Origin of the sequence: Cupriavidus sp. SK-3, from assembly GCF_000611145.1 — a bacterium.
GTDB lineage: Bacteria > Pseudomonadota > Gammaproteobacteria > Burkholderiales > Burkholderiaceae > Cupriavidus.
This window is the reverse complement of sequence record NZ_JFJV02000126.1, coordinates 16,573-40,639: the sequence shown is the minus strand read 5'-3', so window position 1 is coordinate 40,639 and position 24,067 is coordinate 16,573. Positions and strand designations below refer to the sequence as shown.

Genomic DNA, 24,067 nt, shown 5'->3' with positions numbered 1-24,067 from the left:
ACCATGAAGAAAATCTTTTCCGTTGTCGCCTTGGGCGCTGCGCTGCTGTCGCCCACCCTGGCCCTGGCCGCCGATGACCTGGCCGACAAGTATTTCACCGGCAAGAACCCGACGCTGACGCCTCAAGAGCGCGCGGCCATCGACATTGCGAAGCGATGGAACGCGGGCGCTGCCACCGGCATGAAGCCCGTCGCCGGCTCCAATGGCGCGATCAAGTTCCTGTTCGGCGCGCAGCAGCCCAGCATCGTGTGCGCGGTGCTCCAGGTGTGCGACGTGGCCTTGCAGCCAGGCGAGCAAGTCAACTCGATCAACCTGGGCGACACGGCCCGGTGGACGGTCGAGCCGGCCATCACCGGCAGCGGCCCCAACGAAGTGCAGCACCTCATCATCAAGCCGATGGATGTTGGCCTGGAAACCAGCCTCATCGTGACGACGAACCGCCGCGCCTATCACCTGCGCCTGCGCTCGCATCGCACCGAGTACATGCCGCAAGTCTCGTTCACCTACCCCGAGGACGCGCTTGCGAAGTGGGACGCGATCCAGCGCCGCGAAACGCAAGAACGCACCGACCGCACCATCCCGCAGACCGGCGAGTACCTGGGCGATCTCAAGTTCGACTATGACCTGTCCGGCTCGGCGAGCTGGAAGCCGGTGCGTGTGTTCAACGATGGCCGCAAGACCATCATCGAAATGCCCGGAACGATGGAGCAAACCGAAGCGCCGACGCTCCTGGTCGTGCGCCGCGAGGGCGGCATCTTCCGCGACGAGGAAACCGTGATGGTGAACTATCGCGTGCAGGGCAATCGCTACATCGTGGACACGGTGTTTGACCGCGCGATCCTGATTGCCGGTGTTGGTGGAAGCCAAGACCGCGTGACTATCTCCCGGAGGAAGTGACCATGCGCAAGATCATCTTTGCTGCGCTGTTCGTCCTCGCCCTGGGCGGCTGCGCGACCACCGGCCAATACGGCAACTTCGTCCCGCCGACCGCAACGGTCGATCAGCAGCAGCTCGCCCGCGAAGCGGTGCAGCAGCTCGCTGTGCTGTACCCGCCGGCCAAGACGCGCCTGGAGCTGCAACAGGCCACGCCTGATGCCTTCGGCCAGGCCCTGGTGCTGACGTTGCGCGAGCGCGGCTATGCCCTACTGGAGTTCAACCCGGCCAGCGCGAAGGCGCAGGCCACGGCGGCCAGTGAGCCGGCATCGCCGGCGGCCCTGCCGCTGCGGTACGTGCTCGACCAGGCCGGCGACTCGAACCTGTACCGCCTGACTCTGTTGGTCGGCCATCAATCCATCACCCGCCCGTACCTGGTGCAAGACGGCAGCTTTGCGCCGGCTGGGTATTGGGTGCGCAAGGAGTGACCTATGAGTGACCAAGCCGATCAAATGGCACCGGACGCCTCGCCGGGCGCGGTATCGAAGAAGTCCGGCGTGCGGCGTGTCAACAACATGCCGATGTACATCCTTGCGGCCGCGCTGGGTGCCTTCCTGCTGGTGATGATGCTGGTCGCGGCGGATCGCGCTGCGAAGCAGAACGCACCGGCGCAAGGCGCGGCCGAGAAGGCGGGTAACACGACGATGTTCGCCAAGGAGATCGTCGGCGACAGGGATGGCGGCACGGTAGAAGCGGCCTCGCCGCTCAAGCCGCCGGAGCTGGCGACCGGGCCAGAGGCTGCGCCGGTGCTTGTCGCGCGCCCCGACCTGGACGCGCCGCCGCCACCGCCCAGCGGCAACCTGGGCCAGCCGGTGCATGACGATGAAGCCGACCGCATCCGCATGGCGAAGCTGCAAATGTTCCAGGAAGCGGTCAAGGCCAAGACGGGCGTTCGTGTCGATGCGCCGCGCAGCAGCGGGTCATCGGGCGCGCAGCCGGGCACGCCGCAGACGCGCGACGAAATGCTGTCCCGCCTGGCGGCTGTGCGGCAGCAAATCGGTGCGCAAGCATCGGGCGATCCGACCGCCGCCTATCAGGCCCGGCTCGCGCAGCTTCGCGCCTCGGGCGTCGGCGGCCAGCAGGCCGGCGGCGGCGTGGGTGGTGGTGCGCCGCAGCTCTTGCAAACCGCCGGTGGCGGCCAGGGCAAGAACTACGCGCAGTTCGCGGGAAGCGGCCAGGGCGACCGTTGGCGGCTGGACTCCCAGCCCGAAGCGCCGCGCTCGCCCTTCGAGCTGCGCGCCGGCTTCGTGGTGCCGGCCACGCTCATTTCGGGCATCAACTCCGACTTGCCGGGCCAGATCATGGCCCAGGTCGCGCAGAACGTGTACGACACGCCGACCGGCAAGCATCTGCTGATTCCGCAAGGCTCGCGCCTGGTCGGGTCGTATTCGAGCGATGTTGCCTACGGTCAGTCGCGCGTGCTTGTGGCTTGGCAGCGCATCGTGTTCCCCGATGGCAAGGCGATGGACATTGGCACGATGCCGGGCGCGGATAGCGCCGGGTACGCGGGCTTCAATGACCAGGTGAATAACCACTACCTGCGCGTGTTCGGCTCGGCCTTCCTCATGTCGGGCGTCATCGCCGCCGTGAGCATGAGCCAGGACAACAGCGGTTCCACCGGCAATCAGCAGCGCGCCAGCGATGCTTTGAGCGAAGCACTTGGGCAAGTGCTGGGCAACACCATCGCCCAACTCGTTTCCAAGAATCTGAACATTGCCCCGACCTTGGAAATCCGCCCCGGCTATCGGTTCAACGTCATCGTGACCAAGGACATGACGTTCTCGAAGCCGTACCAATCGTTTGACTACTAACGCCAGGAGAAAGCAAATGAAGCAGAAGTTTTTAGCCGCTAAAGTCGCTCTCGCCGTCACTCTGATGGCCGGGTCGATCACCACCATGTCGCCCGCGCAGGCCGGCATTCCCGTCATCGACGGCGGGAACCTGGTGCAGAACGTCATGACGGCCATCGAGTCGGTGGCGCAGACGCTCAAGCAAATTGAGCAGTACCAAACCCAGCTCCAGCAGTACGAAAACATGATCCAGAACACGGTCGCGCCGGCGGCCTATATCTGGGATCAGGCGCAGTCCACGATCAACGGGCTGATGAATGCGGTCGATACGCTGAACTACTACAAGACCCAGCTCGGCAGCATCGACTCGTACCTGGGCAAGTTCCAGGACGTGGCCTACTACCGCAGCTCGCCGTGCTTCAACGGCACCGGCGGCTGCACGCCCGCCGAACAGGCCGCAATGGCCGAGAACCGCCGCCTGGCGAGCGAGAGCCAGAAGAAGGCCAACGATGCCTTGTTCAAGGGCCTGGATCGCCAGCAGGACGCCTTGAAGTCCGACGCGCGCCAGCTCGAACGGCTCCAGTCGGCCGCGCAGGGCGCGAACGGGCAAATGCAGGCCATCGGCTTCGCCAACCAGCTCGCGGCCCAGCAGGCAAACCAGCTTCTGCAAATCCGGGGCCTCATGGTCGCGCAGCAGAACGCCATCGCCACGCGGATGCAGGTCGAAGCCGACCGTGAAGCGCAGCAGCAAGCCGCCGGCGAGGCGCTGCGCAAGGGCGAGTACAGGGCCAGTCCGGCCCGTAATTGGTAAGGGGGATACATGCGCCTATCCAAACCCTCGATCCTGGCAGCGGCCGCCCTTGTGGCGGCCCTGCTGGCCGGCTGCGAGAAAAAGCCCGAGCCGGTGACGCTGCCCGAAGTGAATGCCGAGAACTGCAAACCCGAGAACATCGCCAAGCTCGATAAGAGCGTGCAAGAGGCGTTTTCATCGCAGTGCCTGCGGGCCGGCTCGTTCAAACCTAGCGAACCTAAGTCCTGGTGAGGTACTGACGAATGAGAATGCCAGCCAGCTTGAAACTCGCCCTGCCGCTGCTCGTTTGGCTGGCGTTCTTTTCTACGGACGCTTCCGCCCAAATGAACAGCTCGGGCCTCTTCGATGACGTTCTGAACCGCTACAACGCCGCCGCCAGCGGCTGGGCCGGTGTCATCACCAACGCCGCATCCTGGTTGTTCTGGCTGCTGGTGACGATCTCGATGGTCTGGACGTTCGGCATGATGGCCTTGCGCAAGGCCGACATTGGGGAGTTCTTCGCGGAGCTTGTCCGCTTCACCATCTTCACCGGCTTCTTCTGGTGGTTGCTGACGAACGGCCCTAACTTCGCCTCGACCATCTATGCGTCGCTACGCCAAATTGCCGGCAACGCGACGGGCTTGGGTCAAGCCTTGTCGCCTTCCGGCATTGTCGATATTGGCTTTGCCATCTTCTACAAGGTGATGGATCAGTCCTCGGTGTGGTCGCCGGTGGACAGCATGGCCGGCATCCTCATGGCCGTTGCCATCTTGATCGTGCTCGCGCTCATCGGCGTGAACATGCTTCTTCTCCTGGCGTCTGGTTGGGTGCTCGCCTATGGCGGCGTGTTCTTCCTCGGCTTCGGTGGGTCGCGGTGGACTTCCGACATGGCGATCAACTACTACAAGACCGTGCTGGGTGTGGCCGCGCAGCTCATGGCAATGGTGCTGCTGGTCGGCATCGGCAAGACCTTTCTGGATGACTACTACGCGCGCATGAGCGAGGGGATCAACCTCAAGGAAATGGGCGTGATGCTCATCGTCTGCGTGATCCTGCTGGCACTCGTCAACAAGATTCCGGCGCTCATCGCCGGCGTCATCACCGGCGCGAGCGTGGGCGGTGCCGGCATCGGCAACTTCGGCGCAGGCGCGGCCCTCGGTGCCGCTGGCATGGCGGCCGCAGCAGCGGCAACCGGCGGCGCTGCTCTGGCGGCCGGCGCGGCCTCGGCCGCCGGCGGTGCTTCTGCGGTCATGGCCGCGTTCTCGAAGGCCAATGAAAACGTCTCGTCCGGGTCGGATGTCATGTCCATGCTGGGCGGTGGTGGTGGCGGCGACTCTGGCGGTGGTGGTGGCGGTGAAGCCGGCACCAGCACGCCCCTGGGCCAAGCCGCCGGCTTCGGTGGCGGCGGTGGCGACTCTGGCGGCGGCGGCAGCAGCGGCGGCGAGTCGAAGGGCGGCGACAAAGGCGGCGACAAGGCCGGCGGCGATAAGGCCGGCTCCAGCTCGAAGGGTGGCGAAGGCGGCGGCCAGAAGGCCAGCGGCGGCGGTGACGCCGGCGGCGCGAAGGCCGGCCAGGGTGGCGGCCAGGGCCAGGGAGCGGGGCAGGGCGGCCAGCAGGACGCACCTGGTAGTACCGGCCCCGGCATGCTGGCCTCGGCCGCTTCCGCGCTTGGCAAGGCCGGCCGCGTCACGGCCGACGCCGGCGCGAACTTGGCGAAGGGTGTAGGTGCGGTGGCGGCCGCGAAGGCCGCCAGCATGCGCGACTCGGCGATGGAACGCATCGCCGACACCACCGGCGGAAAGATCGCGGCCGCGATCAAGGCGCAGGGCGGCAGCTCGGCCGACACGAGCATCGACGTGCCCGATCAACAACCCTCGCCGACCTTCGGCGACAACAGCCTGGCCGGAGCTGACAGCTCTGCCGATCCCGAGTCCGAAGTAGCCGCGTTCCGTGACGGCGGCCGCAACGACAAATCTGCGTAACCCAAAGGAGTGTTCATCATGAAGAAGAAGTTGCTTTCCATCGTGGCCGCTGTGGCGGCCCTCTGCTCGGTCGGCACGGCCAGCGCGCAAGACGTGCTGACCGGCGACACCCGCCTGGCTTGCGAGGCGATCCTGTGCCTCGCAAGCGGCACCCGCCCGAGCGAATGCGCGCCGTCGCTTCGCAAGTATTTCAGCATCACGGCGCGGAAAATGTCCGACACGATCAAGAAGCGCAAGAACTTCCTCGATCTGTGCCCGGTGTCGAACCAGACGCCGGAAATGTCCGCGCTGGTGTCGGCCATGTCGCGCGGCGCTGGCCGTTGCGATGCGCAGGCCCTGAATCAAACGCTGGTGTTCTGGCAGGGCTACGAGGACGGGACGACGTACATCAGCAACCAGATGCCCGACTACTGCGCGGCCTACACCAACCACGCTTACACCGATTTCAGCAGCACCAAGCCGCGCTATGTCGGCACGCCAGAAAGGGGCGGGTATTGGGTCGAAGCGGCCGACTATGACCGGGCGCTGGCCGAGTACAACGAACGCATCCGGCGCGAGGACGAAGAGCGCCGCCGCGCTTCCTGGGGGGGTTACTGACATGCCCTTTGCTGCCGACCTTCCGCCGCAGCTCCAGGAGCGCGTCGTGTGCGCCGTTTCGGCGGCCGTGAAGTACGAAGTGCCGGCCAACATCGTGTTGGCCGTCGCGGAGAAGGAAGGCGGCAAGCCGGGCCAGTGGGTGCGCAACTCGAACGGCACTCATGACGTGGGGCCGATGCAGTTCAACACGGCTTACCTGCGCGACCTGGCCCGCTACGGCATCACGGCGGACGATGTAGCGGCCGCTGGCTGCTACTCGTTCGACCTCGCCGCCTGGCGCTTGCGGATGCACATTCGCAACGACAAGGGCGATCTCTGGACGAAGGCCGCGAATTACCACTCACGCACGCCGCAGTACAACGCGGTGTATCGCGCCGACCTGATGCGCAAGGCCGCCAAGTGGGCGGATTGGCTCGAAGCTCGGTTCGTCACGCTGGACGTGACGAAGGCGGGGGCCACGCCCTCGATGCCGACCGGGCCAGCGCCGGCGGTGCAAGCCGCCCAGCAGGCCACGGCAGCGGCCCCAGCGGCCGCGCCGGCGGCCAGGCCGGCAGCAGCTCCATCCATCAACGTCGCGGGCGGCTACGTGCCGCGCTCGATCTCCTTCAACAACAGAAGCGAAGGCTCGCCGGAGTAGGGCGGGCCTTCCGATTTAGCGGCTAAAACATGGACAAATTCCACGCCTTCATGATGCGCTACACGCTCGGTTTCGGCCGGGTGCTGACCGCCTATTGCAACTGGGCCGAATCGCAGGCCAAGGGGCAATTCGATCTGCTCTTGCTGGGCCTCGGCCCGATCTTCGCGCTGGGTCTGCTGCTGTGGGCGCTGCCGGCATGGATCGGCAAGCCCATTGCCTTCGTGCTGTCGCTTCCTGCGCTGTACATCATCTTCCTGGTGCTGCGCGCCTATGCCTCACGCGGGGGCAAGCGCGGATGAAGCCCTTGCACGTGCCGGATGGGACGGTCGAAGCGTTGAAGTGGCTCGCGCTGGCCCTGATGACCGGCGATCACGTCAACAAGTACCTGTTCAATGGCACGCTGCCGTTTCTCTTCGAGGCCGGCCGCCTGGCGCTGCCGATCTTCGTTTTCGTGCTGGCCTACAACCTGGCTCGACCTGGTGCATTCGAGCGCGGCGCGTACACGCGCACGATGAAGCGCCTCGCGGTGTTCGGCGCTGTGGCCTCGGTGCCCTTCGTCGCCCTGGGTGGCCTGTCCGCCGGGTGGTGGCCCCTCAATGTCTTGTTCACGCTCCTGGTCGTGACGGCGTGCGCCTACCTGGTGGAAAAGGGCGGCCCGCTGCACCTGGTCGGCGCCGGCCTGGTGTTCCTGGTCGGTGGCGGCCTGGTCGAATACTGGTGGCCGGCCGTGGCCTTCGGCCTGGCGGTGTGGTCGTACCGCAAGCGGCCCACCTGGGCCGCCGCGGCCGTCGCGCTGCTCGCCTGCGCGGCGCTGTGGTTCATCAATCGCAACCTGTGGGCGCTGGCCTCGCTGCCGCTGCTCCTGGTCGCTTCCCGCGTCGATCTGCCCATGCCGCGCCTGCGCTGGGCGTTCTACGCCTATTACCCGCTGCACCTGGCCGCTCTGTGGTTGATCCGCATCCCCATGAGCAAGGCCGGCTACCTGTTCTTCTGATTTGGAGTCCGCACCATGCGCAAAGCCCTTTTTCTGACCCTCTCCTTGGCGTCCCTTGCCTTCGCGCCTGGCGCGATGGCCGCCGGCGCTGCCGGCATGGCGGCCGTGAGCTATGGCGAGCCGGTCTTGACCGCTGTTTCGGTGTCCTTCTCCGACAGCAGCACCACGTTCCGGCCGGACGCTTCCACGGCCGAGCTGCTGGCCGAGGCGAAGGGGGCCACGATCATCTACGTCAGCGGTCGCACCAGCACGCTACGCCCCAGCGCGGCCGATGAGGCCCTGGCCTTGCGCCGGGCCTTGTCGGCCCGCCAGTACCTGATTGCGCGCGGCGTGTCGCCGCTCAAGATCATGGTGAACTTCGCTTCGGCATCCGACTTCGTGGCCGACAACTCGACGCCAGAAGGGCGGCACCAGAACCAGCGCGTGGACATTGAAGTCATCTACGTGCCTACGTACTAAAAGCCGCTCGCTTCGGTCTAGCGGCTGCGTCACCTGCCTAGTGGTGAGCAGTCGGGGGCATCCCGACACCCAATTTCCTAACCAACCCTCAAGGTCGTGTCTATGCAATCAACCAAGAAGTGTCTAGCCCTCGTTATTCCATTGCTCGCCCTCGCGGGCTGCGCTGCGTTGGATCAAGTCGCCAAGGATGTGCAGAAGGCCACCGCCCCGGTGATGCTCACGGAATCCCTGCCGCAAATCTGCCAGGCCGCGAAAGACAACCAGGTGCGAGCAAACGGCCTCTATGCCAACAAGGGCCTTGCGGTCAGCGGTGAAGTGCGCTCCGTCACCGAAGGCTTCCAGCCTCGCTATCGGGTGTTCCTGCGCTCCGGCCAGGTTTCGGTGCATGCCGGTACAGACAACAAGCTCAACGTCACCCAGCTTTCAACCGGGAAAACCGCTCGGGTGTCGGGTGTCGTGTCGGACGTGAGCTACGACTACAACGGGTGTTCGATCTCGCTGAAAGACGCGACGTTTTAACTGCGCTGCTGGCGTCCCCTAGCGGGCCTCCATCGCCGTTCCTGGCGATGCTGCAGGCCCGTTTTCCTTGACAGGGGTCGATTTGTTTTCGTTGTCAAAAGTGACGGTAGGAGATCGAGCACTGGCGTAGGGGTGGTCTGCCAAGCCATTGATTTCATTGGGTTTCCTGTTGATTTTTTTGATCGCCGTTTGAGGGCGCAAAAGCGTGCTCGGTTTCAACCGCCGGTCCCGGTTTTCGGCGTGGTCTGTGACGGCAGGATTTCACTGGCATAACGCTCCACTGGAAAGCGGAATACGCCCCTCAAATTGATACCTTGCAGCCGCGTCGGCGCAATTTTCCCCGTGAGCTCCGCCGGGATGACCTGACGCCGGTTGGCCCAGCGGTCCAGAACGGCCTGCATCTGGGTTGTGTTCCAGGCCATGATGATGTTGGCCAACAGACTCAAGGCGTCAGCCACCGCCTGCATTTCCTCGGCCCGCTTGGCCTGAGCCGGGCTCACTCTGCCGGTATAAATCGCCCGCTTCAAGGCATTGACCGCCTCACCCCGGTTGAGTACCCGACGCAGCTCATTCCTGAAGGCGTCTTTGACAAAGTAGTCGGCCAGGAACGCAGTTCGCAGCAAGCGCCCCAACTGAACACCCGCTTCGTAGATGGGGTCTCCCCGCGCCGCCGATCCAAATCTGGCCAGCGCTGCAACTGCGCTGGCGTTGCCGCTCATCACCGAGGCTGCCAAATGGACCAAGGTGTCCCAGTGCTTCCCCCCCGCGTCAGAATAGTTGTCGCCTCTCTATGATGTTGAACCTGGGGGCGACAAGGATGAGAGATGGCTCGGTACGGAGAAGCATTCAGGAACAGAGCGGTGGCGCGGTTGTTGCCGCCGGAGAGCGCCCAAGTGGGCGTGGTATCACAAGAGATTGGGGTTTCGGTGCAGACATTGGAACGATGGCGTGAGGATGCGCAGTCCAGGCCCGCCCGAGGGCGGGCCTGGACTGCGCGCGCTCGACTCGAAGCGGTGATCACTACGGCGGCGATGGACGAGGCCGGCAAGAGCGCCTGGTGTCGTGAGCACGGCGTATATCCGGCCGAACTCGATCAGTGGTGTGCCAGCGCCACCGCGGCCTTGGCCGAGCCCGAGGAGGCCCGCGCCAGTCCGCAAGCCACCCGGCAAGACAAGAAGCGGATCAAGGAGCTCGAACGCGAACTGCTGCGCAAAGACCGGGCGCTGGCCGAAACGGCAGCCCTACTGGTCCTGTCAAAAAAAGTCGCGGCGATCTTCAACAAGGGAGAGGGCGAATGATCGGCCTCGAAGATCGCCAGGCACTGGCCCGAGATATCCATGTTGCGCAGGCGGCAGGCGCGCGCTTGAAGCCCGCCTGCGAGATGGCCGGCATCAACTTGCGCACGCTGCAACGCTGGCAAGCTGGCGAAGGCCTTGTCGGCGGTGATCGTAGGCCGCAGGCAGTGCGCCCTGTCCCGCCCCATGCCCTCTCTGAGGCCGAGCGCGCCCAGGTGCTGGCCCTCGCCAATGCGCCGCGCTTTGCCGCCGTGCCGCCGGCGCGCATCGTGCCCATGCTGGCCGATGAAGGGGTCTATCTGGCCAGCGAATCCACCTTCAGCCGCATCCTGCGCGCGCATGGGCAATCCGCTCACCGTGGGCGCGCCAAGACACCCAAGGCGGTCCGGCCGCCGACCACGCACATCGCTACCGCCGTGCGCCAGGTTTGGTGCTGGGACATGACCTACCTGCCGGCACAAGTCACGGGGCGCTGGTTCCACCTTTACCTGATTCTCGACTTGTACAGCCGCAAGATCGTCGGCTGGGAGGTGCATGATAGCGACCATGCCGACCATGCCGCCCATCTGGTGCGCCGCACGGCGCTGGCCGAAGGGATTGCCGCCTTGAGCGCCAAGCCGGTTCTGCACGGCGACAACGGCTCGACCTTGAAAGCCACGACGGTACTGGCCATGCTCAACTGGCTGGGCGTCAAACCCTCGTACTCGCGCCCACGGGTCAGCGATGACAATGCCTATGCCGAGTCGCTGTTTCGCACCGCCAAGTACCGGCCCGAGTTTCCCACCCGAGGCTTCGCCGACCTCGACGAGGCGCGCGCCTGGGCAGCCGGCTTCGTCCAGTGGTACAACGTCGATCATCGTCACAGCGGTATCCGCTACGTCAGTCCGGCCCAGCGCCATGCCGGTGAGGATCAGGCGATTCTGGCTGCCAGGCATGCTCTTTACACCGAGGCTCGCGAACTCAACCCGGCGCGTTGGTCCGGCAATACGCGCAACTGGTCGCCCATTGGCGCAGTCACGCTCAACCCGGAACGTGAGTCCGTCATAAAGACGCATTTGCCTGACGTGAATACTCAACAGTTGGCTGCATGACCGAGGCGACAACTACCTTGACGCGCGCCGCTTCTCAATCAAAGCGGTATCGACGGTAGCCTCGCAAACTGCTGCGATCTCCGGTGGAATGATCGTGCCACGCGGCACGTACAGATGACGCTGCTTCAATTCCTTCAGTCGTGGGCATAGATCGAACCCCAGTAGCCGGGCCAACGCCATGGCAAAGTCGGTGTAGCCGTGGGTGTCCACCGCCAACTGGCTGGTCTCGATGGATTCTTGGCGCACGACACCCTCAATGGCGACCCCTGCCTGGCGCTCATTGAGCACAAAAGGCTGCGCGTAGAAGATCCCCCATCGGTCACGCACATGGGAGTAGATGCCAATCGAGGACGTGTTGCGTCTTGGATCCTGTCGGGCCTGCCACACCCGTTGGGTGGTTTCCATGCTCATCATGTCGGACGACGCCAGGTCCGTGCGACCCCATGTCGCTGCAATGGGGTGAATCGCCCCGGGATTCGTGGAGGCCCGTTGGTTTAAGTCAGACCTCCACCGTGGTGGCCTGACTGGCGAGTTGCCTGTAGTAGTTTGCCTCAGCCTCCGCCGGCGGGATGTAGCCGATCGGTTCGAGCAGGCGGTGGTGGTTGAACCAGGACACCCATTCGAGCGTGGCCAGCTCCACGGACTCCTTTGTTTTCCAGGGCGTCCGACGATGAATCAATTCGGCCTTGTAGAGGCCGTTGATCGTCTCGGCCAGCGCGTTGTCATACGAGTCGCCCTTGCTGCCCACGGACGGCTCAATGCCGGCTTCTGCCAGCCGCTCGGTGTAGCGAATGCTGACGTATTGCGAGCCCCTGTCGGAGTGGCACACCAGGCTGCCATCGCGTTCGGGTTGCCGCGCGTACAGCGCCTGCTCCAGGGCGTCCAGCACGAAGTCAGTTCGCATCGAGCTGCTCACCCGCCAGCCGACGATGCGACGGGCGAACACGTCGATGACGAACGCCACGTAGAGCCAGCCCTGCCATGTCGACACGTAGGTGAAGTCGCTGACCCACAGCTGGTTCGGCCGCTCGGCCCGGAACTGCCGGTTGACCCGATCCAGCGGGCAAGGCGCCTTGCTGTCGCTGACGGTCGTCTTCACCACCTTGCCGCGCAGCACGCCGCGCAGTCCCAAGCGCCGCATCAGCCGCTCCACCGTGCAGCGGGCCACGTCGGTCCCCTCTCGTGCGAGCTGCCTCCAGACTTTGTCGGCGCCGTAGACCTGCATGTTGGCGTTCCAGACGCGCTCGATCTGCGGCACCAAGGCCTCGTCACGGTGAGCCCGGGCACATCGCTTGTGCGGCTCGCGCAGCAGCGCCGCATGGCGCCAGTATCCCGACGGGGCGATCTGCAGTGCCTTGCAGATCGGCTCGACTCCGTGGGTGGCGCGATGCTGGTCCACGAAGTCGTTCAGGACTTCAGTCGGCGGTCGAGCTCCGCCTGGGCGAAAAACGCGCTGGCCAGCTTCAGGATCTCGTTGGCCCGACGCAGCTCTTTGACCTCGCGTTCCAGGCCCTTGACCCGCTGCGCCTCGGACGTCGTGACGCCCTCTCGCACCCCGGAATCGACCTCCACCCGCTTGACCCATTCCAGCAGCGTCTGCGGGACGCATCCGATCTTCGGCGCGATCGATTCGACTGCTGCCCACAACGACGGGTACTCCCCTCGGTGCTCCTGCACCATCCTCACCGCGCGCTCACGCACCTCCGGTGAGAACTTGTTCGACTTCTTCATGGCTCAATCCTCTCAGAGATTTGAGCCTCCTCAAAACCCGGGGCGATTCAGTACGACGACAAGCGTCATCGGGGTATTTTCTCGTTCATTGAGGACCCCAAAATGTCTGAAACCGCTACCCTCCGCAGAACCCGTTAGCTCAACGGGAGGCTTACCGACCTCCAACTGCGCAACCTCGTTACCCGCGATCGCCCCTACAAAGTCGCTGACGGCAACTCCCTGTACGTACTGGTCGCGCCCACTGGGCTGCGCGCTTGGATCGCAAGAAATCAATGAGCAACAACACGATCTTGAAGGCTCTCGAGCGGATTGGCTACAAGGGAAGGATGACCGGGCACGGATTCAGAGGTTTAGCCTCGACGGCGCTGTACGAGCGGCAGTTCCCGTCTGATCACATCGAGCTGCAACTCGCGCACGTGCGCGGAAAGGTCCGCGGCGCGTACGACCACAGTAGGCAGCTGCCGCAACGCCGCGCGATGATGGAGTTTTGGGCCAATCACCTAGACAGCTGATTGACCGCGACGCGAGCGTGAAGGGTGATGCTCCAATCGCTATTGAGGCCGCAGTCGGGGTCTCCTCGTTTTCAGTGCAATAAGTGACGGTACGAAAAGCTAGCACTGGCGCGGAGGTGGTGTTGGTAGATCGTTGATTTCATTGACTTTCCTGTTCACTTTCAAATCTGCGATTCGTGGCGTCAAACCGTGGTCGGTTTCATCCATTGGTGCCAGTTATCGATGCATTTGGCCGCGAAGGCAGGATTTGGTCAGCATAGCGGTCAACCGGGAAGCGAAACACACCCCGCAAGTTGATGCTCTCCAGCCTGGTGGGCGCAATCTTCCCGATCAGTTCCGGTGGAATGACCTGGCGGCGGTTCGACCAGCGATCCAGGACCGCCTGCATCTGTGAGGTATTCCACGCCATCACGATGTTGGCCATCAGGCTCAACGCATCGGCCACAGCCTGCATTTCATCGACACGTTTGGCCTGCGCCGGGCTGATCCGGCCGGTATAAATGGCGCGCTTGAGGGCGTTAACAGCCTCGCCCCGATTGAGCACCCGGCGCAACTCGTTCCTGAAAGCGTCCTTGACAAAGTAGTCAGCCAAAAACGCCGTACGCAGCAACCGCCCCAATTGCACGCCAGCCTCATAGATTGGATCGCCCTGGGCGGCAGAACCGAACCGCGCAAGAGCTGCCACCGCACTGGCATGTCCGCTCATGACCGAGGCTGCCAGGTGCACCAGACTATCCCAATGCTTTTCGATCAAAGCGACGTCGACATTGGCTTCGCACACCGCAGCGATTTCTGCGGGCACTTTGGTGCCGCGTGGCACAAAGAGGTGGCGCTGTTTGAGTTCCTTCAACCGCGGGCAAAGATCAAAACCAAGCAAACGGGCATGTGACATGGCAAAGTCGGTGTAGCCATGGGTATCCACAGCAAGCTGGCTGGTCTCCAGCTTTTCTTGGCGGATGACACCTTCAATGGCCACGCCCGCCTGGCGCTCATTGAGCACAAAGGGCTGCGCATGGAAGATGCCCCACCGGTCTTTTACATGGGAGTAGATTCCAATGGAAGGTGTGTTGCGCCGAGGATCAAGCCGGGCTTGCCACACCCGTTTGGTGGTCTCCATGGTCATCATGTCAGAAGATGCCAAATCGGACCGCCCCCAGGTGGCGGCAATCGGGTGTCGCTGCATGAATTCCAGCACAGCCTGGCAGGCCTGGCTCAGACGCCGTTCGTCCCGCGCCCAGCGCATGGCCTGGCGAATGCTGGTGGCAGACAATTGCGGAATCATGCGCGCGCATTCGACCGCAGTCAGACTGGTGCCGTGGGCCATGATGCCGGCATAGACCATCAGCAGCTCGTCGGTAGAGCGCGGCTCACGTCCGAGCATGATCCAGCTAAAGCGCACCTGGGCGTCAACGGCCAGAATCACTTCCGGCAATTGAACCTCACCGATGCGGTGATCCAAAGCCGCGCGCAGCTTGGTCACTTCTGGGTCTTCGTCCTCTGCGGGCAATGGCGACAAATGGAGTTCATCATCCACGCGCAGTACGCCACTGCGGGCTGCAGCGGCCACCGCATCGACACCGGCAGTTACTCTGGCCAGCAAAGGCTTCAAGAAAGTGGCAGCCTTGCTGGGTAACGATAGACGGGCATAGTGTTTCTTGGACTCTGCCTGCCAACGCTCGTCCGTGAAGAACAAGCGCGCACGACCCCGAAAGCTCAGGCTGTGCTCAATCCAGACCGAGCCATTGCGCACCGCGCGGCGCAGGGCAAACAGGGTGGCCACCTCCAACGCCTGAAACGCCCGTTCCCGGTCTGGGCTGGAGATCGAAACCTGCCAGATCATTCCCAGACTTGGTGCCACCACTTCAACTGGCAGCTTTCTGGATCCTTTGAGATATAAAGCTTGCAGCTTGGCAAGGTACTCGATGGCAGGATGCTCGCCGGTGGCCTGCCAGGGCAGCTTTGCAATGGCGACGAGCAACGACCGCACGGGGCGAATTCCATCAATCAATCCCTCGCGGACCAGGGAGGCCCTGCTCGGTGGTTTGCGTTTCTGGGTTTCGGTGATCAAGGCTTCAAGACGGGCACGCAACTCAGCATCTGGCACCGCACCTTGCGCGCTCAAGGCAACAAGTTCGCCGAGCAGCGTTTTGTACATTGCGGCCCAATTGACGGTAGCGGGGACATCGGCGGCAGCCTGACGCCACAGATCGGCGATCCGGCGCTGCACCATAAGGATCAACTGGTCTGTGGTGGTGAACAGGCAATACCGAAGAAAGCATGCGACCTCCACGGTGCGCGCTGGCTCTTTGATCTTGGCTCCGGCTGAGGGCGGCCTGGAGACAAGTCGGCGCGCGTAGCGGCGCAAGATGAGATCGGGGATGTCTGCCAGGTGCTTATGAACGTCCAGCGTGTAAAGCAGGTCGATGCGCTCCAGTACCTCGCTGATTTGGCGGGTTGAGTGTTTCGCCGGTGCAGCCCATAGCCAACTCTGCTGGGTTTGTCCATCTGGGCGCAGCTCTGAAACTGAGGCTCGCCAGCGATCAAGTGTTGCTGGATCAACGCTGGCGGCGATGGCGGTGCCTGTTTCAACTTCAAGCTGGGCAAGTGCCGCCGCAATCAGTGTCCGAATTGCCCGCTCGTGCACGATCACCAGCTTGTTCTTGTACAGCCATTGACGCGCCCGCACGAGTAGCTGATCGCGGTCGGCGCAGCGCGCCACTTCGTCGCGCAGTTCACGTACCAGTGAGCGGCGCTGGTGCTCGCTCATCCACTGGAATCCAAGGACCGTGCAGGCTACTTGTTGGTGATCGAATAGCGTGCGCCCGCGTTCATACATGGCTCTCAGCGAGGCGACTTCTGGTGCTGCAATGCCAAGCTCGTTGCCAAGGTGGCGCCACAAGGCTACTGGAATTACCCGAAAGGCACCGAGCAAACGCCCACTCATGCGCAGGAAACCAATATGGAGCGCCAGACCAAGCTTGTGGGAATCACCTCGGCGTGCATTGATTGCGTCGCGCTCGGCACCATCGAAGGTGAAAAATGCCTTCATCTCGAAGTCGCTGATATCGCGGGGGAGCCCACGCATCCCCAAAAACGTTGTGTGCCAACCCTGCATCGTGAACCTCAAAAGTGGGAGGCCACCATACCCGTTTACAAAGCGAACAGGAAAGTCAATGAAATCAACGGTCTACCCAGACCACCCCCGCGCCAGTGCTAGCTTTGCGTACCGTCACTTATTGCACTGAAAACGAGGAGACCCCGAAATGGCGATGCGAGATCCAGGCGGGCAGGGCGGCCGCCATCGTCGGAACTGGCGATGGTCGACCGCGCCGGCGTGCATCGCCGGAAATGGCGATGCTGCAGCTCGACGTGCGCGGGCCTGGTGGCATCGTCGGATGCGGCGATGCTCGAGCAAAAAAAAGCCGCCTCGGGGTGCGAGGCGGCGATGACTGCCGGCGGCCAGGGAGGGAGGAAACCGCGCGTGTGGTTGCAGCCCTCCGGGACTTTAGCCGATGCGTGCCGCGCGGCGCGGGCGTTCCGGCTGCTGCTGTTGCTTCTCCGCACGCTCCTGGCGCTGCTCCTGCTGCTGTCGGCGGCCTTCCTCGATCAGCACCTGGCCCACGGCTGCGCCGACCTGGCGCTTGAGGCCGTCGCGGCCCAGCTCGCTCTTGTTCGCCAGGTCGTTGAAGTCGGTGAAGCCCTTGGGGTTCGCCTGCTGCTCGCCCGGCGCGAAGATCGGGAAGATGGCCTTGCCGCCTACGGCCTTCGCGGCTTCCTCGGCCTTGGCGCGGCCGGGGTTGTGGCCGCGCTCGATCTCCTGGGCCTTGTCGTCGTCGCCGGCGATCACGATGGGCTTGTCGGGGAACTTCTCGCGCAGGGCGCGGGCCACGTGCGGCAGGTTGCCCGAGTCGAACGCGGCCACGGTGGCATGCCCCAGCCCTTCGGCCAGGCTCGCGGCCGTGGCATAGCCCTCGGCGATCACCAGCGCCGGCGCTGCGGCCAGCGCATCCATGCCGCCGACCGGGTGGAAGCATCCTTCCTTCTTGCTGTCCTTGGCGAACCGCTTGGTGCCGTCCTCCTGGATGTACTGCATCGTCCACTGCTTGCCGTCCACGTCGAAGGCGGGGATGTAGGTTTTCTGGCCCTCGCGGTCGGTGAACACGCCGGCGTGGGCCTCGATGCCCTTGGCTTGCAGGTAGGGCGTCGGCTGCTCGACCGGCACCAGGTCGGGCATCTGGCGGCCGACGCGCTGCGCGGTGGCTTCCTGGAGCTTGTCTTGCTCGGCGGCACGCTGGGCCAGCTTCTCGGCCGCCTCGGCCTGGAGCTTGGCCTTCTCCTGGTCGCTCAAGGCGTAGCCCTTGCTCTTCCAGGTAATGTCCGTGCCGGTCTTGTTGTTGATGATCCGGCCGGCCGGGTGGCCGTCCAGGTGGCCGACATAGAAGCCATCGAGCGTGCCCTTCTTGCCGCCCTCGACCGGCACGCGATGCCGCTTGCCGTCCATGATCGGGTGATCGCCCTGGGCGTTGCTGCCGGTGAACAGGCCGGCGCTGCGCATGGCCTCGGCGAACTCTTCCCTTGGCGTCATCGCTGGCCCCTGCTGGGCCTGCACGTTCTCGGGCTTCCACTGTTCCAGCTTCGCCATGTCGGCGCGAGGGCCGGCATACCAGGACTTCGCGGCCTTGTCCCAAAGCGCGCCGGCGGCCTTGGCGGCGTTGCGCTGCTCGTAGGGCACGGCAAGGTACTGCCGGGCCTGCTGGACGGCCTGTGCGGCCTTCTGGCCGCCGTCCTGGGCCTCGGGTGCCTGCTGGGTCGGCTTGGCCTCTACGGCCGGCGTAGCGGCTCCCTGCGACCATTTGGCGAAGGGGGCCGCATCCACTCCCGCCGGCACGTACCAGGACTGTTCCTTGCGATCCCAGCGCGCTCCGAGCTGCTTGGCCTCGTCCTTCTCTTTGAACGGCACGCTGATGTACTGCCGTTCGGTTGCCTGGCTGGCCTGGGCCGGCTGCTGGTCGGCCGCAGCCACGCGCTGTTCCTGCGGTGCCTGGTGCTCCACGGAGTCGCCGCGCTCGTCATCGACCCGCTGGGAGTTCTTGGCTTCCTCGGCCGCGACGAACGCTTTGGCCTCCAGCGCCTTCCGGGCTTCTTTAGCCGCTGAAATGTCCTCGTCGGTGCTGTTCGGGTCGCGGCGGACGCGATCCTCTTGCACGCGGGCAAGCCGGGTCGCCTTCTCGTACTCGTCCGTCTGCGAATTGGCGTCGATCAGCGCCAGGCGGTCGGCCAGCTCGTCGGCCTCGCCCAGCGTGCGGGTGGCGGTGAGGTAGGCAAAGGCATCCTCGCCGAACTGCGCTTCGCCCTTCCGGGCGTACAGGTGGTACGCCTCCGGCGTCTCCGTGGCCAGGTCGGCGGCCCGCGTCTCGCCGTCACGCTCGACCACGCCGACAACCCGCACTTCACCCGTCCAGTCGTGGGGCAGGGGGAAGCCCAGCGCATCGTCGGCCGCCAGGTGGAAGGCTTGGCGGTCGCGCTCGCGTGAATTGGTGTTGCCGGTTGCCAGGTCAAGCCGCGTTGCAGCGACTACGGCATCCGGCCGGCGCTCTTCGACCAGGTGATCTATTGCGTCGTTGATCTTCGCTTCCAGCGGCTCCAGGTCGTAGGGCAGCTCGTGCCGCGTCCAGAACTCGTTTTGCGTGTTCATCGGCTGCATGCGATCCAGCACGTCCAGGGCGCGGTCGATCTGCTCCAGGGTCGCGCCTTCGAGCGCACGGCCCACCGTGCCCAGCTCGACGTGCTTCAACATCCAGGCTTCGGCCTGGTCGGTCTGCTGGGGTACTTGCATCGTGGCCTCCTGACTCGCAACGGTTTGACGGGCATCGCGCACGGCCTCACGCCAGGCGTTCGACGCGGCCACGAAGGCATCGCCGGCCTTCTGCACGGCCTCATCGTCGTGCTGGGTCTTGTAGCGGGCATCGCCGGCGTTGTTCTCGCCATAGGCGCGCACCAGCTCGCGCTGGAAAGCATCGTCGGCAGCCTTCATGGCCTCGTGCTGCTCGGCCGTGCGTTCGGCCACGGACAAGGGCTTTGCCTCTTGCTCCTGGGCCAGCGCCGGCAGGGCCAGCAGTTGATCGGGCGCGTAGCTCTCCAGCTCGGCCAGGCTTCTGACCTGGTGCGGTTGTTCGTCTTGTTCGTGGAAGGCAAAGATGCGCTCGCCATCCGCCCACCGCGATTGCGCGTCCAGGTGAGAAACGATCTCCTGGCCGTGCTCGCGCAGCTCATCATTGAGCTGCTGGGCCTCGGCCTGCTGCGAGGCGATGCTGTAGATCGGCTCCAGGCCGTTCTTGACGCGCCGCTCGTCGGCGTACTGCTCGGCCTTGGCGTTGATCTGGCGGGCGATCTCTTCCGGCTTCTGGTCGCGGCCATCGGCATCGCCGATCACCTGGTCGCCCAGCTTCAACGTGACGTAGCGCCGGCGCTCGGCGTCGTCGTGGTAGCCGGCCGACAAGCGCCGCTCGCCGTTCGGGGTGGTCATGGTGCCCAGCGGCCCGACACCTTCAAAGGTGCGATGGACGGAATCCACACGGCCAGGCTCTTGCAAGCCGCTGTAGGCAACCTCCCAGCCGTGTTTTTCGACCAGGGCCTGGAGCGTCAAATCGGAGTAGTGCTGCTCGGGCTGCTGCACCTGGGCCTGCTCTTGTTCCTGAACCTGCTTCTGCTCGAAGGCCAGCACGTAGTCGTGAATCTTCTCGGCGTCGGCAGCGGCGCGGAACACTTCCAGCGGCTCGTCTTGCAGGGCCTTGATCCAGGAACCGACATAGGCGGCGTGCTGGCCCGGATCGTGGCCGATGCCCAGCTCGTCGCCGACGATCATGGAAGCGATCTCGGCGCGCAGCTCTTCCTTGGCGTACCCCTCGGAACCGAAGGGATGGGCCAGGTCGCGGTCAAGGCGGGACGGGTGGCCCGTCCAGTGGCCCAGCTCATGCAGGGCGGTCGCGTAGTAGTTGTCGGCGGTGGGGAACTGGCCCCGGTCGGGAAGGTGGATGCTGTCGGTCGCGGGCCGGTAGAACGCGCGATCACCAGGCGCGTGCGTGATCGACGCACCGGACGCTTTCAGGATGTGCTCGGCGCGCTCGACGGCGCTCCAGGTCTGTTCCTTCTTCTGGATCGGCGGCAGGCCGTCGATCTGCTCGGCGTTGAACACCGTGGCGAAGAACACGCGCGGGCGTTCGAGCTGCACGGTTTCCTTGACCGGCTCGCCCTTCGCGTTGAGAACGGGCCGGCCGCTCTCATCGACCTTGTTCTGTTCCTCGCTGAACTTCCAGTATTGGACAGGCGTTCCCTTCTCGCCCTTGCGAACCTGCGCGCCCACGGCGGCGGCCTGCTTGTAGGTCATCCAACGGCCATCGCTGCGGCCCTGGGCCATCAAGTGAATGGCGTTGATGCCCTTGTACCGCTTGCCGGTGGTCGGGTTCATCGGCAGGTAGGCGTTCGGCTCGCCAGGCTCCCACGGCCGTTGCCACGGCGCGGTGCCTGCCTTGAGCTGCTCGATCAGTTTTTCGGCAACGACTTCATGAAATGGCTTCTTGGGTTCCATTGCTTCATCCCTTCGGAATAGTTCGTTGATCTGCGGAAAGGTCTGCTGCGTCCTGGAACGGTCGTGAAGGCCATCCGCGACCATGCACACGATGTTGTGCAGGTCGGCGACTTGCATGGGCCGCACGCGGGCGATGCAGGTTTCCATGAATGACTGCTGGCCGCGCTCCAGCACCTGGGCCTGGCCCGCGTGCTGGCCGGGCGCGATGCTTTCGCAATGCAGCGCCCAAACCTCTTCCGCGCGCACGTCCATCGAAGCGCCGGCATAGCGGCGGTTGATGTCCTCCCAGCGTGGTTTCAGGCTCGGTTCCTCGCGGGCGGCGATCAGGCCGTCCAGCAGGGCGCGTTTCTCGGCCGGCTTGAAGGTGTTGGCCCCGTAGTGGCCCAGCACTTCATGCCGCAGCGTCAGCACCAGGTCGGCGGCGTCGTCCATGTTCGCCAGGGGCACGTCCACGCGGCCACGGTAGGCCCGGCCGTTGTGGATCGTCTCCTTCGGGACATAGCCGCCCTTGAGGTCTGCCGGGACTTCTGCTGCCCGGTGGCCGTACAGCTCGCCGGTGTTGTCGCGGAACCGATAGGCCAGCTCCAGCGCGCCGGGATAGTCTCGGACGAACGCCAGGGTGACGGCTTGCGCCTCGGCCTGGTTGATCGGCATGGGTTAGCCCTCCTGCGCCTTCTTGCGCGCGATGGCCTCGTCCAGCGATTCGCCCGGCTTCCAGTCGTACAGCTCGCGGATGTTGGTCGTATTGACGAAGGGCGGAAGGTCGTCGCTCGGGCCGCCTTCGGTGATGAAGGCCGGGGCCTGGTCGTCGCCCTGCGAGGCCAGGGCCGCCAGGTCGTCGCCGCTCTCTGCGGCGTCCTGCTCGCTCAATGCGTCCTCCACGAACGCGCCGGCGCGCTCGGCTTCCTCGGGGTCGAACTCGGCCTGGTAGCCGGGCGTCGCCGCGTCGGCCAGCTTCTCGCGCAGCGCGCCGGCGGCGGCCGCGTTGTCGTCAATGGCGGGCAGCTCGGGCAGCACGTCATCGGCCTGGGTGGTGTTTTGCTGGTTCATGGTCATGCTCCTTCGTCTTGGTGGTTACTCGGCTGGGCCATTGCGGCCCTTGCTGTAGTCGGGCCGGCCTTTCAGGTCGGGATAGGTCTGCTTGCACGTGGGGAAGTTGCTGCATCCCCACCAGAATTGCCCCTTGCGCTTGGCCGGCCTGCGCGACAAGCCATTGCCGCAAGCCATGCACTTGTGCAGGGACGAAACCGGCGTGGCTTCCTTGCCGCCGGCGATGCTCACGGCTCCGCTGTTGGCCTTCGCCACCTGGTCGCGGATGAACGCCTCTTGCTTCGTAATGAAGGCGTCCAGGGCCGCCGTGCCCAGCTCGACGCCCTTCAACATGCGTTCGTAAAGGGCGGTCAGCACCGGGCTTCGCACCACCTCGGGCAGCGCGTCGATGACGCTGCGGCCCAGCGTCGTGCTGACGATCTGCTTGCCCTTGGTTTCCAGGAACTCGCGGCGTTTCAGCTCGGAAATGATGGATGCGCGCGTGGCGGACGTGCCGATGCCATCGCCTTCGCGCAGCATCTTCTTGTGCTCCGGGTCGCTCACGAACTTGTGGATGTTCTCCATCGCGCGAATCAGCGTGCCCTCGGTGAAGCGCGCCGGCGGCTTGGTTTTCGCATCGCGTCGGGTGGCCTCGGTGCAGGTCACACCGTCGCCTTGCTTCATCGGTGGCAGGGTCTGCGCGCCGTTCTCGTCGTCGCCTTCCTTGGCGTCCTCTTCGTCGGCCTGCTCGAACACGTCACGCCAGCCGTTGCGCGTGACCACCTTGCCGGACGCGGCGAAGTTCTCGCCGGCGATCTCCACGCCGACCGTGGTTTGCATGTACTCGTGCAGCGGGTAGAACTGCGCCAGGTAGGCGCGGACGATCAGCTCGTAGATGTTGCGCTCGCGCTCGCTCAAGCCGGCCTTGCTGCCTTTCTGCATGGTCGGCACGATGCCGTGGTGGGCGGTGATCTTCGAGTCGTCCCACGTCTTGGACTTGATGCGCGGGTCGGCAGCATCGACCAGGCCGGCCAGCTCGGGGTTCACGTGCTTGACGGCCTCCAGGACGCGCGGCGCGTCGGCGTGCTGCGACTCCGGCAGGTAGGCGCAGTCGGTGCGCGGGTAGCTGGTCAGCTTGTGCGTCTCGTAGAGCGCCTGGCAGGTGTTCAGCACGTCCTCGGCGCTGTACCCGTAGCGCGCGGACGCCAGCGCGGTAATGTCGGACAGCGCGAAGGCCAGCGGCTGGTTCTTCTTCTTGGCTTCCTGCTTGTAGGTGGCGATGGTGCCCGGCTGGCCCTTGACGGCGGCCACCAGGGCATCCGCGACGGCGGTATCAACAAGGCGGCCTTCGCTGTCCAGGCCGGCTTGATCTTCCTTCGCTTTCCAGGCGGCGGCGAAGCTGCCGCCGGCGTGCTCGACCACGGCCTTGATGGTGTGGTACGGCACCGGCTTGAACGCCTCGATCTCGCGGTCGCGGCCGACAACAAGCGCGAGCGTCGGGGTCTGCACGCGGCCCACGGTCAGCAGGGCGCGCGAACCGCCGCGCTGCGCCCGCAGGGTGTAGGCGCGACTTAGGTTCATGCCGATCAGCCAGTCGGCCCGCTGCCGCCCGCGTGCGGCATCGGCCCAGCCCTTGTACGTGGTGTTTTCCTTCAAGGCGGCCAGGCCGCGCTTGACGGAAACCGAATCCTGGGCAGACACCCAAAAGCGGCGCGCCGGCTTGCTGCTCTTGAAGTGCTCCAGCACTTCATCGACCAGCAACTGGCCTTCACGGTCGGGGTCGCCGGCGTTGACGATCTCCTTGGCTTCTTTCAGCAGCTTGCCGATCACGGCGAGCTGCTTCTTGGCATCGTCCTTCGGGTGAAGAACCCACGTCTGCGGGATGATGGGCAGCTCATCGACGCGCCATAGCTTCTTGCCTGATTTGCCGGTCGGCACGTCATCGGGCGTGTACTCGTCCGGGTCGGCCTGCTCCAGCATGTGCCCAAAGCACCAGGTCACTTTGTCGCCGCCGCACTCGATGAAGCCGTCGCCCTTGCCGGTGATGCCCAGCTCGCCGGCGATGGCTTTTGCGACGGATGGTTTTTCCGCGATGAACAGTCGCATGGTGGTTTCCTCCC

The 24,067-nt window shown here is 64.7% G+C and carries 19 protein-coding genes, 2 pseudogenes and 1 other annotated feature; of the genes and pseudogenes, 14 read left to right on the top strand and 7 right to left on the bottom strand.

Annotation, left to right across the window (positions count from 1 at the left end; genetic code table 11):
• Positions 1-3: 3 nt before the first annotated feature.
• The 12 genes from trbG to CF70_RS13345 all read left to right on the top strand — a co-directional run bounded on the left by trbG (position 4) and on the right by CF70_RS13345 (position 8,701).
• Positions 4-897: a P-type conjugative transfer protein TrbG gene (gene trbG / locus CF70_RS13400; protein ID WP_014386236.1), complete on the top strand. Its 894-nt coding sequence runs from the start codon at positions 4-6 to the stop codon at positions 895-897.
• Between the two features lie 2 nt (positions 898-899).
• Positions 900-1,361: a lipoprotein gene (locus CF70_RS13395; protein WP_011013267.1), complete on the top strand. Its 462-nt coding sequence runs from the start codon at positions 900-902 to the stop codon at positions 1,359-1,361.
• A gap of 3 nt (positions 1,362-1,364) precedes the next feature.
• Positions 1,365-2,744 carry a TrbI/VirB10 family protein gene (locus CF70_RS13390; RefSeq protein WP_035827489.1) on the top strand — a complete coding sequence of 460 codons (1,380 nt, stop codon included), beginning with the start codon at positions 1,365-1,367 and terminating at the stop codon, positions 2,742-2,744.
• Between the two features lie 16 nt (positions 2,745-2,760).
• Complete coding sequence (trbJ, locus tag CF70_RS13385; RefSeq protein ID WP_011255135.1) at positions 2,761-3,534, top strand: P-type conjugative transfer protein TrbJ; 774 nt, start codon at positions 2,761-2,763, stop codon at positions 3,532-3,534.
• A gap of 9 nt (positions 3,535-3,543) precedes the next feature.
• Complete coding sequence (gene trbK, locus CF70_RS13380) at positions 3,544-3,765, top strand: entry exclusion lipoprotein TrbK (protein ID WP_011255136.1); 222 nt, start codon at positions 3,544-3,546, stop codon at positions 3,763-3,765.
• A gap of 11 nt (positions 3,766-3,776) precedes the next feature.
• Entirely contained in the window at positions 3,777-5,495 is a 1,719-nt protein-coding gene (trbL, locus tag CF70_RS13375) for a P-type conjugative transfer protein TrbL (RefSeq protein ID WP_012478193.1), read from the top strand.
• A gap of 18 nt (positions 5,496-5,513) precedes the next feature.
• Positions 5,514-6,092 carry a TrbM/KikA/MpfK family conjugal transfer protein gene (locus tag CF70_RS13370; protein WP_011255138.1) on the top strand — a complete coding sequence of 193 codons (579 nt, stop codon included), beginning with the start codon at positions 5,514-5,516 and terminating at the stop codon, positions 6,090-6,092.
• Between the two features lies 1 nt (position 6,093).
• On the top strand, positions 6,094-6,729 hold the full coding sequence (locus CF70_RS13365) for a transglycosylase SLT domain-containing protein (RefSeq protein ID WP_011255139.1): 636 nt from the start codon (positions 6,094-6,096) through the stop codon (positions 6,727-6,729).
• Between the two features lie 29 nt (positions 6,730-6,758).
• Entirely contained in the window at positions 6,759-7,028 is a 270-nt protein-coding gene (locus tag CF70_RS13360) for a hypothetical protein (protein ID WP_011255140.1), read from the top strand.
• Positions 7,025-7,723: a TraX family protein gene (locus tag CF70_RS13355; RefSeq protein WP_012478194.1), complete on the top strand. Its 699-nt coding sequence runs from the start codon at positions 7,025-7,027 to the stop codon at positions 7,721-7,723. Before CF70_RS13360 ends, CF70_RS13355 begins: the two co-directional genes overlap by 4 nt.
• Before the next feature lie 15 nt (positions 7,724-7,738).
• Entirely contained in the window at positions 7,739-8,182 is a 444-nt protein-coding gene (locus CF70_RS13350; RefSeq protein WP_011255142.1) for an OmpA family protein, read from the top strand.
• Between the two features lie 102 nt (positions 8,183-8,284).
• The gene (locus CF70_RS13345; RefSeq protein WP_012478195.1) at positions 8,285-8,701 is read left to right on the top strand and encodes a hypothetical protein; all 417 of its coding nucleotides are present in this window, start codon (positions 8,285-8,287) and stop codon (positions 8,699-8,701) included.
• Positions 8,702-8,916: 215 nt separating this feature from the next.
• Here the strand turns inward: CF70_RS13345 and CF70_RS13340 are convergent.
• Positions 8,917-9,459, bottom strand: a pseudogene (locus CF70_RS13340) (Tn3 family transposase); the annotation flags it as partial.
• Positions 9,460-9,525: 66 nt separating this feature from the next.
• Here CF70_RS13340 and CF70_RS13330 point away from each other — a divergent pair.
• A protein-coding gene (locus tag CF70_RS13330; RefSeq protein WP_152548611.1) for an IS3 family transposase occupies positions 9,526-11,087 on the top strand; the annotation gives its coding sequence in 2 pieces (ribosomal slippage) (positions 9,526-9,964 and positions 9,964-11,087; 1,563 coding nt in all).
• A 36-nt stretch (positions 11,088-11,123) separates the two neighbouring features.
• Here CF70_RS13330 and CF70_RS13325 read toward each other — a convergent pair.
• Positions 11,124-11,549, bottom strand: a pseudogene (locus CF70_RS13325) (Tn3 family transposase); the annotation flags it as partial.
• A 37-nt stretch (positions 11,550-11,586) separates the two neighbouring features.
• Positions 11,587-12,818 (bottom strand): IS3 family transposase gene (locus CF70_RS13320; protein WP_152548598.1). Its coding sequence is split into 2 segments (ribosomal slippage): positions 11,587-12,530 and positions 12,530-12,818, totalling 1,233 coding nucleotides; the frame shifts between segments, so codons are not numbered across the junction.
• Positions 12,424-12,540: a sequence feature (AL1L pseudoknot), on the bottom strand. (Overlaps the previous gene by 117 nt.)
• Before the next feature lie 272 nt (positions 12,819-13,090).
• Here CF70_RS13320 and CF70_RS13310 point away from each other — a divergent pair.
• Positions 13,091-13,330, top strand: coding sequence for a tyrosine-type recombinase/integrase (locus CF70_RS13310; RefSeq protein ID WP_035865128.1), 240 nt, complete (start codon positions 13,091-13,093; stop codon positions 13,328-13,330).
• A gap of 199 nt (positions 13,331-13,529) precedes the next feature.
• Here CF70_RS13310 and CF70_RS13305 read toward each other — a convergent pair whose 3' ends face one another.
• The 4 genes from CF70_RS13305 to CF70_RS13290 all read right to left on the bottom strand — a co-directional run bounded on the left by CF70_RS13305 (position 13,530) and on the right by CF70_RS13290 (position 24,053).
• Positions 13,530-16,445, bottom strand: a complete 2,916-nt coding sequence (locus CF70_RS13305; RefSeq protein ID WP_003158660.1) for a Tn3-like element IS1071 family transposase — start codon at positions 16,443-16,445, stop codon at positions 13,530-13,532.
• 390 nt (positions 16,446-16,835) lie between these two features.
• Positions 16,836-21,572, bottom strand: coding sequence for a zincin-like metallopeptidase domain-containing protein (locus tag CF70_RS13300; RefSeq protein WP_012478234.1), 4,737 nt, complete (start codon positions 21,570-21,572; stop codon positions 16,836-16,838).
• A gap of 3 nt (positions 21,573-21,575) precedes the next feature.
• On the bottom strand, positions 21,576-21,968 hold the full coding sequence (locus CF70_RS13295) for a hypothetical protein (protein ID WP_012478235.1): 393 nt from the start codon (positions 21,966-21,968) through the stop codon (positions 21,576-21,578).
• 24 nt (positions 21,969-21,992) lie between these two features.
• Entirely contained in the window at positions 21,993-24,053 is a 2,061-nt protein-coding gene (locus tag CF70_RS13290; RefSeq protein ID WP_011255183.1) for a DNA topoisomerase III, read from the bottom strand.
• Positions 24,054-24,067 lie beyond the last annotated feature (14 nt).